We start from the raw sequence: 13,426 nt of genomic DNA on the forward strand, positions 1-13,426 counted from the left end.
CGTTATCCCTGCGCGGCCGAATAGGCGGGCTCGATTGCATCCGTCCTCGGCGCGGCGGTCTCCCTGTCAACAACCGGTCTCTCGTTCCAACGCGCAAGAACGCGGTCGCGTTCCCTGACGATCGCCGGACGCGCCAGTTCCTCGGGCGTGCGGAACAGCTGGCAGCGATAGGCGAACCGTCCGCTCGCCGGCGATGAACTGGCGGCAATCAGCAGCGGCGCGATGATCTGCGGACCGGCAATCGGCGTCAGCCACCAGAACAGGTCCGGCGCGAGCGTCCATGAGCCGACGAGCGTCAGAATGCCGGTCAGCACGATCCACCAGCTTGCCCGGAAGGCTTCGCTGAATTTCAGCGTCTGGCCCTCGCGGTCGGAAGACGGCCAGCCGCCATCCATGCCGAAGATCACCTGCATCACCGAGCGGCTCTGGTACATCAGCGTGATCGGCGCGAGCAGCGACGACCAGATGATCTCCGCGAGCGTGGACAGGAACACCCGGAAGAAGCCCCCGAAACGGCGGGCTTCGCCGGAGACGCCAGCGCGCAGCGCGATCAGCAGTTTTGGCCCGATCAAGAGCCCGCCGACCCCGACCAGCAACGTGACCGCGAGCGCGGTCTCGGCCCGAGGAAAGATCGCCGGCAGATAGGGGCTTGGAAAATAGTCGATCGCGGGCGCAAACAGCGGCGCGACGATCGAGGCGACGATGAACGCCATCCACAGCGGCGAGCTGATATAGGCCATCACGCCCTGCAGAAAGGTGAACCGGTTCCAGCCATGCAGGCCGGGCGCGGTCAAAAGGCGGATATGCTGGAGGTTGCCCTGGCACCAGCGGCGGTCGCGCTTGGCATAGTCGATCGCGTTCTGCGGCCCCTCCTCATAGGAGCCCTCCAGATCCGGGTCGACGCGCACGATCCAGCCCTGACGCCGCAGGAGCGCCGCCTCGACATAGTCATGGCTCAGGATATGGCCGCCGAAGGGCGGCGCGCCGGAAAGCGCCGGCAGGCCGCAGCTTTCCGCAAAGGCATTGGTGCGCACCATGGCGTTATGGCCCCAGAACGGGCCTTCCTCGCCCTGGATGCGGGCAAGCCCGCGCGTGAACATCGGCGAAAACAGGCCGGCGGAAAACTGCAGCGCGCGCGCAAACCAGGTCTTCGACGCGATGATCTTGGGCAGAGTCTGCAACAGGCCAAGCCTTGGCTCGGCTTCCATGCGGCGCAGCATTTCCACGATCGTCTCGCCTTCCATCAGGCTGTCGGCGTCGAGGATCAGCATATAGGGGTAGCGCGCGCCGTGGCGGCGGACGAAATCGCCGATATTACCGGCTTTCTTGCCGGTATTGTCGGTGCGGCGGCGATAGAACGCGCCGATCTCGCGCGGCATGTCGGCGTGAAGGGTGAGGAACCACGCCTCCTCCTGCGCGATCACCTCGGGGTCGCGGCTGTCGGAGAGGATGGCGATATCGAAAAGCCCGGCATAGGGCGTTTGCGCCAGCGAATGCGCCATCGCGGCGGCCGACGAGAACGTCGCGCGCGGGTCTTCGTTATAGACCGGGATCAGGATGGCGGTCTTTGCCGCCTGGCCGCTTTCGGCAAGCGAGGCGCGCGGCGGCGTCTTGAACCTGCGGCCGATCAGGCCGCCAATGCCCAGCGCCGCGCCCCAGGCGATCCACGCGGCGGTCGCAGCGCACAGCGCGATCCGCACGAAGTCGACCCAGTCGGCGCCGTCGGCGAAGAAAACGTCCATCGCGATGCGAGACGCCGCAATCGCGATGATTGCGGCGAATACGATCGAAAAGGTCCGTCTGAAGGCCAGCATCGGTTATCCCTCTATCCTTGCGGGCCTCGCCGTTGAAAACGGGAGGCCGCCCGGAAAAGTCATCTTCCGGTTTCTAGAGCCGTGCCGAGCGCGGGCGCTGCCACACGAGAACCGGCGACAGGATCGTTGCGATCACGCCGCGGCGCCGCGGGCGCTCAAGAAGCTGCTCGGGCATGGGAAGCGGCGCGGACGCCGGAAGAAACCGGCTGAATTCCATGTTCTGATCCGACCCGTTAATTTGGTTGGTCATCGCCTTTTCTCCACTGATATAACCATATTTCACTCACGTCGCGGCTTCCGTCCGTCAGCGCCCCGACAATTTCCACCGGCGCGTCGCCGGCGGGCTTGATATCGATTGCCAGACGCCAGACGCCCTGGCCTCTGATCGCCGAGACCGTGGAATGCACGACCTCGCCATTGGTAATGTGCAGGCGCTCCTGCAGTTCCGAGCCGGGCGCCATGTCGTCCAGCGGGCCGCCGGCGAAATCGACCACGAGCTTGCGCACGTCGTCATCGTCATTGGCCACGCCCGAAACGCCGCCCTCGCCGCTGCGAATATCGATGACGCGGGCGAGCCTGGCCTGGTCTTCCTCGATCGCGCCCCAGGTCAGCCGGTAGCCGAATTCGGCCGATCCGCCTTTCTTGGCGGGCGCTTCCGGCTGCCAGAAGCAGACGATATTGTCGTTGACTTCCTTGTCGGTCGGAATCTCGACAAGCGAAATCGTGCCCTTGCCCCAGTTTCCGGCCGGCTCCACCAGAAGCGAAGGCCGCCGCTCGTAATGGGCCTCGGCGTCCTGATAATCCTCGAACGCGCGATGGCGCTGGTAAAGGCCGAACGCCCGCGGATTGGTTTCGCCGAAGAACGAATTGGCGAGCGTCTTGGCATTCTGCAGATTACGCCAAAGCTCCGTGCCGTCGGCGCGCACGATCTTGAGACCCTCGCTGTCGTGGACCCGTTCCCGATAATCATCAAAGGCGTGATGGTTGGCGGGACCGAACAGGAACATGGAAGTCATAGGGGCAACGCCGAGACGCTCGATATCGTTCCGGAAAAAGAGTCGCGCGGTGACATCCATGCGCGTGTTCTTGCCCGGCGTGATCACGAAACGGTAGGCGCCGGTCACGCTCGGACCATCAAGCGCGGCGAAGACAGTGATCTTGTCGTTCTCCGTTCCCGGGCGCATGATGTAGAAGGCGGAAAAGCGCGGAAACTCCTCGCCCTGGCTGGTCGCGGTGTTGACCGCGAGCCCGCGTGCCGAAAGGCCATAGAGATTGTTCTGGCCGAGCGCGCGGAAATAAGACGAACCCAGAAACGAAATCAGCTCGTCTGAGACTTCCGGCCGGTTCAGCGGATAGTTGATCCGGAAGCCCGCGACCCCCGGCAGCTTGACGCCATGGAACTGCGCGACGTCGAGCGGCGCGCGGTAGATGAAGTCATCGCCCGTAAACTCGAGTTTCTGCGCCGCGCCATCGGCGACCTCGTAAATATCGACCGGCGTCTTGAACAGCCAGCCGAGCGCGAAGGCCTGAAGCTGGAAATCGGACTGGTCGCGCCAGATCGCCTTGTTGGGATCGTAGCGGATCGCGCGGTAATCATCATATTGAAGGTCCCGGAACGGCTCGGGAACCTCCTGGGACGGCTCCTGATAGGGCTCGCCGGCCCTGGCCTTCATCTGCTCGGTAAGCGTGTCGAAAGTGAACGCGTCGGGAGGCGGCGCTGACGCCTCGACCGTTGCGTTGGCTTCCGGCATCTTTCCCGGCTCGACCGCCTGCTGCGCGAATGCCTTGCCGCCCATTCCGGAAAGGGCGAGCGCGCCAACCGCGGTCTGGGCCAGAAAGGTTCGTCTCTTCATGCGTAAATCCCGTTGGCTTTAAATGGATAGATAATATGAAATGGTGCAGAGCAGCATACTCATTCCCTTCGCCCGCCGGAAGCGCGCAGGCGCGGTTGCGCAAATGCCCGGCGCCAGAAGGGCGCGGACGAGTCACAAACGAGGCAGGCCCGTTTCGGTTCCATCGGTGAAGGAGAATATTTTCGATCGATAAAATAGACGTTCCGGGAATCCGGCATGGGGATGGCTCATCAAAAAGGGCTGACACACACATTTGCGTACCAGCCCATTATTAGCAAAGCCATTCAGCCAAAGAATGGCAAAATCATGGCAATGTGCCACCTTCGCGCCGCAATATTTTCACATAGTTCGAAAACCGTGCGGCAGGCCCTGATCAGGCGGCCTTTACGATCTCGACCAGCTCGACCGCAAAATTCAAATCCTGGCCCGCGAGCGGATGATTGGCGTCGACGGTGACTTCCTGTTCCTCGACCTTGGTCACGATCAGCGGCACGGTCTGGCCATCGGGCGTGCGCGCCTGAAGCTGCATGCCGGGGGCCACTTCCACTTCCTGCGGCATGGCGGAGCGCGGCACAACCTGCACCTTCTGCGGGTCATGCGGGCCATAGGCTTCGCTGGAATCGACCTTCACATCGCGGCTGTCGCCGACATTCATGCCGGCGATCTCGCGGTCGAGGCCGGGAATGATCTGACCGGCGCCGACGGTGAATTCCAGCGGCTGACGGCCATCTGAACTGTCGAAGGTCGAACCGTCATTGAGGGTTCCGGTGTAGTGAATACGAACGGTATCGCCCGCTTTTGCTTCTGTCATCTCGTGTGCTCCTTCCTTGAAACACTGCACGCTGGCCGAGATCGGCCGCGCCGTTTCCGGTTTTCCAGAGTGCTTTCGCCCCTGAAGGATGAGCCGACACGCTTTATTTCGCATGACGACCGACTTTTCGTCCGGCACGCCGGACACGCTCTTACCTAATGCTTCCGGGCCGTTTTTTCAAATCGCGCGCCTCTTGAAATGCCGGGTGCGCCGCGATAGGTGTTTGGTCAGCTCTAACGGGGTGCGATTTTCGCTGAGAGGCTTTGAGCCAACCCGAAGAACCTGATCCGGCTAGCACCGGCGGAGGGATTAGACGCGCAAGACGCCGTTTTCCCCTCAGTTACCGAACAAAAGGAGGCGTCATGACCTATCGTACGACCATCGCCATTCTCGCGCTTGCGGCCCTTCCGGCGCTGCCGGCGCTGCCGGCGGCCGCTCAGGAGGACAAGGTCCTCACCGTCTACACCTATGAAAGCTTCGATGCCGAATGGGGCCCGGGGCCGGTGGTGAAGGAAGCCTTCGAGAAGACCTGCGGCTGCACGCTGAAATTCGTCAGCGTCGAGGACGGCGTTGCGCTTCTCAACCGGCTGAAGCTCGAAGGCCAGTCGAGCCCGGCCGATATCGTGCTCGGCCTCGACAACAACCTCATCCACGAGGCGAAGGAAACCGGCTTCTTCGCGCAATCCGGCGTATCGACCGAGGCGGCCGATATTCCCGGCGGTTTTTCCGACGATATCTTCGTGCCGTTCGATTACGGCTGGTTCGACATCGTCTATGACACCGAAAGCATCGACAACCCGCCGACAACGCTCGATGAACTGGTGAACGGACCCGCCGACCAGAAACTGGTGATCCAGGACCCGCGCACCTCCACGCCGGGCCTCGGCATGCTGTTGTGGATGAAATCGGTCTATGGCGATGACGCCGCCGCCCAATGGGAAAAGCTCTCCGACCGGATCCTGACGGTCGCGCCGGGCTGGTCGGAGGCCTACGGCCTGTTCACCAGCGGCGAGGCGCCAATGGTGCTGTCCTACACCACATCGCCGGCCTATCACGAGATCGAGGAGGGGAGCGAGCGCTACAAGGCGATCGATTTCAAGGACGGGCTCTACATCCAGATCGAGGTCGCCGGCATGACGACCATGGCCGATGATCCGGAGCTCGCCCGATCCTTCCTCGAGTTCATCCTCACCCCCGGCTTCCAGGACGCGATCCCGACCCATAACTGGATGATGCCCGCGGCCGCGACCAGCGAACCGCTGCCCGCCGCCTTCGAAAACGCCGTCAAACCACAAAAGACCCTGCAATTTCCCCCCGACGTCGTCGCCGAGAACCGCCAGAAATGGATCGACGAATGGCTGAACGCCATGAGCGCGCGGTGAGAGTGATAGGTCCGGCGGTGAGGCGAGGGCGCGAAGCTGCCTCCTTCTCAGACCTGAGACGACGCCTCGCTATGCCGCCTCGCCGCATAGCCCCCCAATCTTCTCGCCCCGGAGGGGAGAGATGTCGCGACAGCGACAGTGACGGGGGAGTCTATCACCGCGAGCGCTCTCACAATTTGTCATGCCCCGCCACCCTCACTGCCCCTGTCGGGGCATCTCTCCCGCCAGCGGGAGAGAGTATTGGGAGCAAGACCCCACGCCTGCATGCAACAGACCCGCTCCTTTATAAGCGAGGTGGTGGGCTGGCTGTGCGGTGGGTGCGTGACATTGCCTCACCTCCAGCATACTGCGGCGAACCATGCCGCATAGCCCCCAAATCTTCTCGCCCCGGAGGGGAGAGATGTCGCGAAAGCGACAGTGAGGGGGGAGCCTATCACCGCGACCGCCCTCACATTTGGAAATGCCGCGCCACCCTCACTGCCCCTGTCGGGGCATCTCTCCCGCCAGCGGGAGAGAATATTGGGAGCAAGACCCCACGCCCTGATGCAAAAAGCCGGCCTTGGAGGAGGCGGAATGATCGGCCGGCTCCGCGGCGGCTCGCCGCTTTCCATTCCAGACGCTGTCGGGCCGACCTGCCCGCCTGCGCCTGAGCGAGAGGGCCGCCCCCGTGCTGATGTCCTCCTCGGAACGCCGCCGCAGCTATGGCTACGGCATCGCAGCCCTTGCGGGCGTGATCGGCTTTATCGCGATCGCCATTGTCGCGCTTTCCGGTTTCGGACGGTTGCAGGCTTCGGTCGCGGTGTTCGACGAGCCCTATGTCTGGCGCATCCTGCGTTTCACGCTGTGGCAGGCCACGCTGTCGACGCTGATTTCGGTGGCGCTGGCCATCCCGGTTGCGCTGGCGCTGGCGCGGCGGCCGCATTTTCCGGGCCGGCTCTGGATCGTGCGGCTGATGGCGGTGCCGCTCGGCCTGCCGGTGCTGATCGGTGCGCTGGGGCTGATCGGCATCTGGGGCCGGCAGGGGATATTCAACGATCTGCTGACGCTGGCGGGTTTCGGCCGCCCGCTCCAGATCTACGGCCTGCAGGGCATTCTGCTGGCCCATGTCTATTTCAACCTGCCGCTCGCCGCCCGCCTGTTTCTGGCGGGGCTGGAGCGGGTGCCGCAGGAATATTTCAAATCGGCGGCGATGCTTGCGATGCCCGGCCGCGCTGTGTTCCGCTTCGTCGAATGGCCGGTGATCGCGCCGCTGATCGCCGGTGTCGCCGGGTTGATCTTCATGCTGTGCGCCACCTCGTTCACGCTGGTGCTGATATTGGGCGGCGGGCCGGCGGCGACCACGATCGAGGTCGCGATCTATCAGGCGCTGCGTTTCGATTTCAATCCCGCCCGCGCCGTCGCCCTTGCCGGCATGCAGATCGCGCTGACCGGCCTGGTGCTGATCGCGCTCGCCTTCCTGCCCAAGGCCGACGATCCCGGCACCAGCGCCGACACCGCCATTGCCCGCCCGGACGGCGCGGGCCGGTTCAAGCTTGCGGCCGATGCCGGCATCATCGCGCTGTTCACGATCACCCTCGCCCTGCCGCTCGCCATGATCGTCATCAAGGGCGTGGAGGCCGACCTCATCAAGCTGCTCGGCGAACGGATTTTTCTGCGGGCGACGGCGACCAGTCTGGCGATAGCGCTTGGCGCCGCGCTGCTCTCGCTTCTCGTGGCGCTTGCCTTCATCGCCGCGACCGGGGCGGTGGCCGCGGCAAAGCGGCCGAGCGTGGTCGAAAAGGGTTTCAGCGCGACGATGGCGGCGATGGGATCGCTGGTGCTGCTGGTGCCGCCAATCGTGCTGGGCACCGGCTGGTTTCTGCTGCTCCGCCCCTTCGGGCTGACCGACGCGGCCGCGCCGCTGGTGGTCGCCGGCATCAACGCGCTGATGGCGCTGCCCTTCGTGCTGCGCGTGCTGCAGCCGGCGATCGCCGTTCACAGGGCGCGCACCGCGCGGCTTGCGGCAAGTCTCGGTCTTTCCGGTCTCTCTCGGCTGCGCATTGTCGACTGGCCGGGGCTCAAACGTTCGCTTCTGACCGCGCTCTCCTTCGCCATGGCGCTGTCGCTCGGCGATCTTGGCGCCGTGGCGCTGTTCGGCGGCGATGATCTCACCACGCTGCCCTGGCTGCTCTACAGCCGGCTCGGCAGCTATCGCACGGCCGATGCCAACGGGCTGGCGCTGATCCTCGGCGCGATCTGCCTTATCCTGATGGTCGCCGGCACCAGCCGGCAGGCTGCGCGATGAAAGGGAAAGCGACCATGCCCGTCGATATCACGCTTGACGATGTTGCCCTCAAACTCGGCGACAAGAACTTCCTCTTCGATGGCCATATCGCGGGCGCGAAGGTGAGCGCGGTGACCGGCCGCTCCGGCTCCGGCAAGACGACGCTGCTGAACCTGATCGCCGGCTTCGAAAAGCCCGACAGCGGCGAAATCCTGATTGCCGGGGAGCGGATGAACGGGCTCCACATCTCCAGACGACCGGTGACGGTGGTGTTTCAGGAAAACAACCTGTTCGCCCATCTCGATATCTTCACCAATGTCGGGCTCGGCCTGGACCCGGCGCTGAGGCTTGACGAGGCCGGACGCGAGAAAGTGCGCGACGCGTTGAAACGGGTCGGGCTTGCAGGCTATGACAAGCGCAAGCCCGCGACCTTGTCCGGCGGCGAACGCCAGCGCGCCGCCTTTGCCCGGGCGCTGGTGCGCGACCGGCCGGTTCTGCTGCTCGACGAGCCATTCGCGGCGCTCGATCCCGATATGCGCGGCGAGATGGGCAGGCTGCTGCTTGAACTTCACCGCGAATCCGGCAATACCGTCGTTATCGTCTCGCATGAGCCGGACGAGGTGGAGGCGATCGCCGACCACCGGTTGGTTGTCGAGGACGGGCAACTTTCCGCGCGCTATTGACCCTTGGCGTGCGGAACGTCAAATATGATAGAGTGAAACAAGCGCCGGCCGGCTTTCGCCGGACCGCAGTGATCAGGGACGCGTTCATCCGGACGCGACAGGCATGGTGAATAAGGTCGGCCGCGGCCTCACGCAAGACAGACGCAGGCGCTTCCTGCCGGGAGTGCGGCCATCCGTGTTCGTACTGATCGCGGCGCTGGGGCTCGCCTCGTGCCAGACCAACGACACATTCTTCATCTTGCCGGAGACCCCGGCAAGCGCCGAACAGACCGTCGACGCGCTGACCCGCAACGATCCGAATGCGGCGATGGGCGCGCGCGAGCATCCGCGCATTCTCGAGACTTATGGCGGCCAGTACCGCGACCCGCAGGTGGAAAAACTGGTGGCGCGCGTCGCCGGGGCGCTGACCGCCGTTTCGGAAAATCCGCGTCAGACCTACCGGATCACGATTCTGAATTCGCCCAGCATCAACGCCTTTGCGCTGCCCGGCGGCTATCTCTATGTCACCCGCGGGCTTCTGGCGCTTGCCACCGACGCCTCCGAGATCGCCGCCGTGCTGTCGCACGAAATGGCGCATGTCACCGCCAATCACGGCATCGAGCGCCAGCGCCGCGAGGAAGCGGAAGCGATTTCCAACGAGGTGATTTCCGAGGTTCTGCCGGGCAATCCGGAAGTCGACCAGATCGCCGCGCGCGGCAAGATGCGCCTTGCCGCCTTCTCGCGCCAGCAGGAGCTGGAGGCCGACGCGATCGGCATCCGCATGCTGGCGGAAGCCGGCTACGACCCCTATGCCGCATCGCGATTCCTGCGCTCCATGGCAGCCTATGCGCAATATGAATCGGCGGGCGCGGAGGGCGAGAGCCTCGACTTCCTGTCGAGCCATCCCAACACGCCGCGCCGTATCGAACTCGCCGCCCAGCAGGCCGCGCTCTATGCCAATGTCGGAGCCTCGGAAGTCGGCCGCGATTATTTCCTGAATGGAATCAACGGGCTGCTTTACGGCAGCAATCCGGAGCAGGGCTATATCCGCAACCGCGATTTCTATCATCCCAAGCTGCAGATCGCCTTCCAGGTCCCGCCCGGTTTCGTGATGACGGACAAGGCCAATGCGGTGGTCGCCACCGGTCCCGGCGATGTCGCGATCCGTTTCGATGGCGTCAAGGCCAATGGCCGGCGCGATCTCGAGGAGTATATCAGAAGCGGCTGGGTGACGGGTCTGGTAGACGGCTCGGTCCAGTCGACCACCGTCAACGGCATGCCGGCCGCAACCGCGAAGGCGGTTGCCGGCGACTGGGTGTTCGATGTCACGGTGATCCGCGATGGCGGCGATATCTATCGTCTGCTGACCGCCGCGCCGCGCGGCAGCGGCGCGCTGGAGGATACCGCCTTTTCCGTGCGGTCTTCGTTCCGCAAGCTTTCGCCCGCCGAAGCCGCCGATCTGAAGCCCTTGAGAATTCGCATCGTCACCGTTCAGCCGGGCGACACGGTCGCCAGCCTCGCCGCGAAGATGATGGGCACAAACCGCAAGCTCGCGCTGTTCCAGGTGCTGAACGCGCTGCCGCCGGGGGCAACGCTTTCGGCGGGCGAGACGGTGAAGATCGTTTCGCAGTAACGGGCGGGCAACGCGCGTCTTCAGGCGATCGCCAGCTCTCCGGTGTTTTCCGACGTCATCGCCATCTTCAGCTTTTCAAGCGCTCGGTTTTCGATCTGGCGGACGCGTTCCTTGGAGATGCCGAGCTCGGCGCCGAGTTCGGCGAGCGTGGCGCTGTCGTCGGCCAGCTTGCGGGCGCGGATGACGCGGTTCTCGCGGGCGGTCAGCTTGGTCAGGGCGCGCTTCAGCCGCAGATGAAGCCGCTCGCCGTCGATAATGCCGGAAACCTGTTCTTCCGGCAGCGGCGCATCGCAGACCAGAAGATCGATCCGCTCGGCGCCCTCCTCGCCATCATTGCCCACGGGGGCCTGAAGCGAGGCGTCATTGCCGGAAAGCCGTGCGTCCATGACCTGTACGTCCGAGACCGAGACGCCGAGGCTGGCGGCGATTTCTTCGTAGATTGCCTGCGAGCTCATGCTCCGGTCGCGCGCGGCGATCTTGGCGCGCAGGCGACGAAGCTTGAAGAAAAGCGCTTTCTGGGTGGAACTGGTGCCGCCGCGCACGATCGACCAGTTGCGCAGCACGTAGTCCTGCATCGAGGCCCGGACCCACCAGCTTGCGTAGGTCGAAAACCTGACGCCGCGCTGATGATCGAACCGGGCGGCCGCTTCCAGAAGGCCGACATAGCCCTCCTGCACCAGATCCGCCTTGGGAAGGCCGAAGCCGCGGAACTTGCCGGCCATCGAGACCACCAGCCGCAGATGCGCCATGGCGATATCATCGCGCGCATCGCTGTCGTCCTTGACCCGCCAGCGGGTGGCAAGTTCGGTTTCCTGTTCGCGTGAGAGATAGGGCGCTGCCATTGCTGCGCTGGCAATGCGGTGGTCCTGTACGTCGATATCCATGGCGTGGCTCCCGGAAGGCGCGTTGTTTGGGCCAACGAGGACTTCGGGACGACAAGCGCATCCGTTGCTCCTCGAAAAGATCAACGCAAAGTGGGGCCATTTAGTTCAACATGGAATTCATTTTTTCAGTTCAAAGGGCTGGATCATAAAAAAATCCGGCCTAAAAGACCGGATTTTTCATTCAATACGCTGCTGGAAGCGCCTTGATCAGGCCGCTTCCTCGCGGGCGTCGTCTTCGTCTTCCGCCGCCTTGCCGCGCTTGGGACCCTTGGCAAGGTGGGTTTCGATCAGGCGGACAGCCTCGGTTTCCGACATCTTGTTGACGGCGGCGATTTCGCGCGCCATGCGGTCAAGCGCCGCCTCATAGAGCTGGCGTTCGGAATAGGACTGCTCCGGCTGGTTCTCGGCGCGATAGAGATCGCGGACCACCTCGGCGATCGAGATCAGGTCGCCGGAATTGATCTTGGCATCATATTCCTGCGCGCGGCGCGACCACATGGTGCGCTTCACGCGGGCCTTGCCCTGCACAACCTTCAGCGCGCGCTCGACGAAATCGGTCTCCGACAGCTTGCGCATGCCGATGCTCATGGCCTTGGCCACCGGCACCTTGAGGCGCATCTTGTCCTTGTCGAATTCGATAACGAAAAGCTCGAGCTTCATGCCGGCCACTTCCTGCTCCTCGATCGCGCTGATCGTGCCAACGCCGTGGGCAGGGTAGACGATCGACTCGCCGGGCTTGAAACCGTGGCGGCCGGCAGGTTTTTTCTGTTGTACTGTCATAGGCTTTCAAAAACTCCCTGTTACGCATCCGGCGGGCGCCGGTTCCGGACATGCATGATCCGGAGGGTGGGGCAACGGAGGTTGCCACCCACTGTTTCCATCGAACGGGCAACGAAAAGCGACACGAAATCCTGATCTGAAGACGAAGGCCTTCAAAAAAATTCCGATTATTCGACGTTTGGGTTGATTTCTTTCTTCGGCTTTTAAGACAAAGCTGCCGTTTTATGGGTCAGTGCCAATTATATAGCATGTTGTGCAGCAGAAATCAATGAGCCGTGCACCCGTGACGCGTCGTCACCGGCGGGAGGGTGGTCCATGGCCGACACGTAACCGAATTGGGCCGCTTCGCCAAGCCCAAAATTGTGCCCCGGCCGGAAAAAGCGGCGCTTGTTGACGATGCGTCAATCACCGGAGCGTGCGCTGATCGCGTGGCCGGACCGACGCTCAGTCGCCCGCGCCGGGCTTGTCGGAGAAGAATTTCTCGAATTTGTTTTCGACGCCATCCATCTCCTCCGCTTCGGGCAGCGGCTCTTTCTTGATGGTGATATTGGGCCAGGATTCGGAAAAATCGGCGTTCAGCTTCAACCACTTGTCGAGGCCGGGCTCGGTATCGGGCTTGATCGCCTCGGCGGGACATTCCGGCTCGCAGACGCCGCAATCGATGCATTCATCGGGGTGGATGACGAGAAAATTCTCGCCCTCGTAGAAACAGTCCACCGGGCAGACTTCGACACAATCGGTATATTTGCACTTGATGCAATTATCGGTCACGACATAGGTCATGAAAGACTCCAGAAAAGCGGCCGGCGCGCGCCCTTTGAAACCGAAAACCGGTTCGCCGCGGGCTTCGCACCCATAAACTCTGCCCGGGAGTACCGGCTTTCAAACGGCCGGGCAAGACCATTTCATGCTCGAAACCGGGGCGTGACGGGTAGAACTTTCCAAACACGCGCCGACAATTCAGTCGCCGCGCAGTTTCGAAAGGTCACGGCGCTCCTTCTTGGTCGGACGGCCGGAACCGGGGACCCGCTGGGCCTGTTCGAACGCGTTGAGCCTGGCGCGCGCCTCCGGCGGCGGGCTGATATCCTCGTAGAGCGTCTGCGCTTCGGCAAACGGTCCCCGCCTTGTGCCGGCCGCGCGCACGATCACATGGACATCGCGCCGTTCCAGCGCAACGACGAGCTTGTCGCCGTCGCTGACATCGACGCTCGGGCGGATCACCCGCGACCCGTTGAGCCGGACATGGCCGTCGCGCACCAGTTTCTGAGCCAGCGAGCGCGATTTGACGATGCGCGCGAAGAACAGCCATTTGTCGATGCGCTGTTTTTCGGCGGCCTCGTCCAT

Annotated in this window: 12 protein-coding genes and 1 riboswitch; of the genes, 4 read left to right on the forward strand and 8 right to left on the reverse strand. The window is 63.4% G+C overall.

The window, feature by feature from the left end:
* Positions 1 to 2: 2 nt before the first annotated feature.
* The 4 genes from mdoH to K7H91_RS09875 all read right to left on the reverse strand — a co-directional run bounded on the left by mdoH (position 3) and on the right by K7H91_RS09875 (position 4,478).
* The gene (mdoH, locus tag K7H91_RS09860) at positions 3 to 1,814 is read right to left on the reverse strand and encodes a glucans biosynthesis glucosyltransferase MdoH (protein ID WP_230720062.1); all 1,812 of its coding nucleotides are present in this window, start codon (positions 1,812 to 1,814) and stop codon (positions 3 to 5) included.
* Positions 1,815 to 1,887: 73 nt separating this feature from the next.
* Positions 1,888 to 2,064, reverse strand: coding sequence for a hypothetical protein (locus K7H91_RS09865; protein ID WP_155122022.1), 177 nt, complete (start codon positions 2,062 to 2,064; stop codon positions 1,888 to 1,890).
* On the reverse strand, positions 2,048 to 3,667 hold the full coding sequence (locus tag K7H91_RS09870) for a glucan biosynthesis protein (protein ID WP_230720063.1): 1,620 nt from the start codon (positions 3,665 to 3,667) through the stop codon (positions 2,048 to 2,050). The genes K7H91_RS09865 and K7H91_RS09870 overlap by 17 nt, the downstream gene beginning before the upstream one ends.
* Positions 3,668 to 4,040: 373 nt before the next feature.
* Positions 4,041 to 4,478 carry an FKBP-type peptidyl-prolyl cis-trans isomerase gene (locus K7H91_RS09875; RefSeq protein ID WP_230720064.1) on the reverse strand — a complete coding sequence of 146 codons (438 nt, stop codon included), beginning with the start codon at positions 4,476 to 4,478 and terminating at the stop codon, positions 4,041 to 4,043.
* A gap of 227 nt (positions 4,479 to 4,705) precedes the next feature.
* Positions 4,706 to 4,804: riboswitch (TPP riboswitch) on the forward strand.
* Positions 4,805 to 4,840: 36 nt separating this feature from the next.
* Here K7H91_RS09875 and thiB point away from each other — a divergent pair.
* From thiB to K7H91_RS09895, 4 genes are all read left to right on the forward strand, one after another.
* Positions 4,841 to 5,860: a thiamine ABC transporter substrate binding subunit gene (gene thiB, locus K7H91_RS09880; RefSeq protein ID WP_230720065.1), complete on the forward strand. Its 1,020-nt coding sequence runs from the start codon at positions 4,841 to 4,843 to the stop codon at positions 5,858 to 5,860.
* 673 nt (positions 5,861 to 6,533) lie between these two features.
* On the forward strand, positions 6,534 to 8,144 hold the full coding sequence (thiP, locus tag K7H91_RS09885) for a thiamine/thiamine pyrophosphate ABC transporter permease (protein ID WP_230720135.1): 1,611 nt from the start codon (positions 6,534 to 6,536) through the stop codon (positions 8,142 to 8,144).
* Positions 8,145 to 8,158: 14 nt separating this feature from the next.
* The gene (locus K7H91_RS09890) at positions 8,159 to 8,806 is read left to right on the forward strand and encodes an ATP-binding cassette domain-containing protein (protein ID WP_230720066.1); all 648 of its coding nucleotides are present in this window, start codon (positions 8,159 to 8,161) and stop codon (positions 8,804 to 8,806) included.
* 103 nt (positions 8,807 to 8,909) lie between these two features.
* Complete coding sequence (locus K7H91_RS09895) at positions 8,910 to 10,418, forward strand: M48 family metalloprotease (protein WP_230720067.1); 1,509 nt, start codon at positions 8,910 to 8,912, stop codon at positions 10,416 to 10,418.
* A 20-nt stretch (positions 10,419 to 10,438) separates the two neighbouring features.
* On the opposite strand, the gene K7H91_RS09900 is transcribed toward K7H91_RS09895, so the two are convergent.
* The 4 genes from K7H91_RS09900 to K7H91_RS09915 form a co-directional block, all read right to left on the reverse strand.
* Positions 10,439 to 11,302 (reverse strand): RNA polymerase factor sigma-32, encoded by an 864-nt coding sequence (locus K7H91_RS09900; protein ID WP_230720068.1) that lies wholly within the window; start codon positions 11,300 to 11,302, stop codon positions 10,439 to 10,441.
* A gap of 207 nt (positions 11,303 to 11,509) precedes the next feature.
* Positions 11,510 to 12,082, reverse strand: a complete 573-nt coding sequence (locus tag K7H91_RS09905) for a CarD family transcriptional regulator (RefSeq protein WP_230720069.1) — start codon at positions 12,080 to 12,082, stop codon at positions 11,510 to 11,512.
* A gap of 444 nt (positions 12,083 to 12,526) precedes the next feature.
* Entirely contained in the window at positions 12,527 to 12,865 is a 339-nt protein-coding gene (fdxA, locus tag K7H91_RS09910; RefSeq protein ID WP_230720070.1) for a ferredoxin FdxA, read from the reverse strand.
* A gap of 177 nt (positions 12,866 to 13,042) precedes the next feature.
* Entirely contained in the window at positions 13,043 to 13,426 is a 384-nt protein-coding gene (locus tag K7H91_RS09915; protein WP_230720071.1) for an RNA-binding S4 domain-containing protein, read from the reverse strand.

This window comes from Martelella mediterranea, assembly GCF_021021415.1.
Lineage (GTDB): Bacteria > Pseudomonadota > Alphaproteobacteria > Rhizobiales > Rhizobiaceae > Martelella > Martelella mediterranea_C.

Bases quoted from the DNA above. Each gene is read 5' to 3' on its own strand.
- K7H91_RS09890 (WP_230720066.1), top strand. From the start codon at position 8,159: ATGCCCGTCGATATCACGCTTGACGATGTTGCCCTCAAACTCGGCGAC.
- K7H91_RS09905 (WP_230720069.1), bottom strand. From the start codon at position 12,082: ATGACAGTACAACAGAAAAAACCTGCCGGCCGCCACGGTTTCAAGCCC.
- thiP (WP_230720135.1), top strand. From the start codon at position 6,534: ATGTCCTCCTCGGAACGCCGCCGCAGCTATGGCTACGGCATCGCAGCC.
- K7H91_RS09895 (WP_230720067.1), top strand. From the start codon at position 8,910: ATGGTGAATAAGGTCGGCCGCGGCCTCACGCAAGACAGACGCAGGCGC.
- mdoH (WP_230720062.1), bottom strand. From the start codon at position 1,814: ATGCTGGCCTTCAGACGGACCTTTTCGATCGTATTCGCCGCAATCATC.
- K7H91_RS09865 (WP_155122022.1), bottom strand. From the start codon at position 2,064: ATGACCAACCAAATTAACGGGTCGGATCAGAACATGGAATTCAGCCGG.
- K7H91_RS09900 (WP_230720068.1), bottom strand. From the start codon at position 11,302: ATGGATATCGACGTACAGGACCACCGCATTGCCAGCGCAGCAATGGCA.
- K7H91_RS09875 (WP_230720064.1), bottom strand. From the start codon at position 4,478: ATGACAGAAGCAAAAGCGGGCGATACCGTTCGTATTCACTACACCGGA.
- fdxA (WP_230720070.1), bottom strand. From the start codon at position 12,865: ATGACCTATGTCGTGACCGATAATTGCATCAAGTGCAAATATACCGAT.
- K7H91_RS09870 (WP_230720063.1), bottom strand. From the start codon at position 3,667: ATGAAGAGACGAACCTTTCTGGCCCAGACCGCGGTTGGCGCGCTCGCC.
- thiB (WP_230720065.1), top strand. From the start codon at position 4,841: ATGACCTATCGTACGACCATCGCCATTCTCGCGCTTGCGGCCCTTCCG.
- K7H91_RS09915 (WP_230720071.1), bottom strand. From the start codon at position 13,426: ATGGACGAGGCCGCCGAAAAACAGCGCATCGACAAATGGCTGTTCTTC.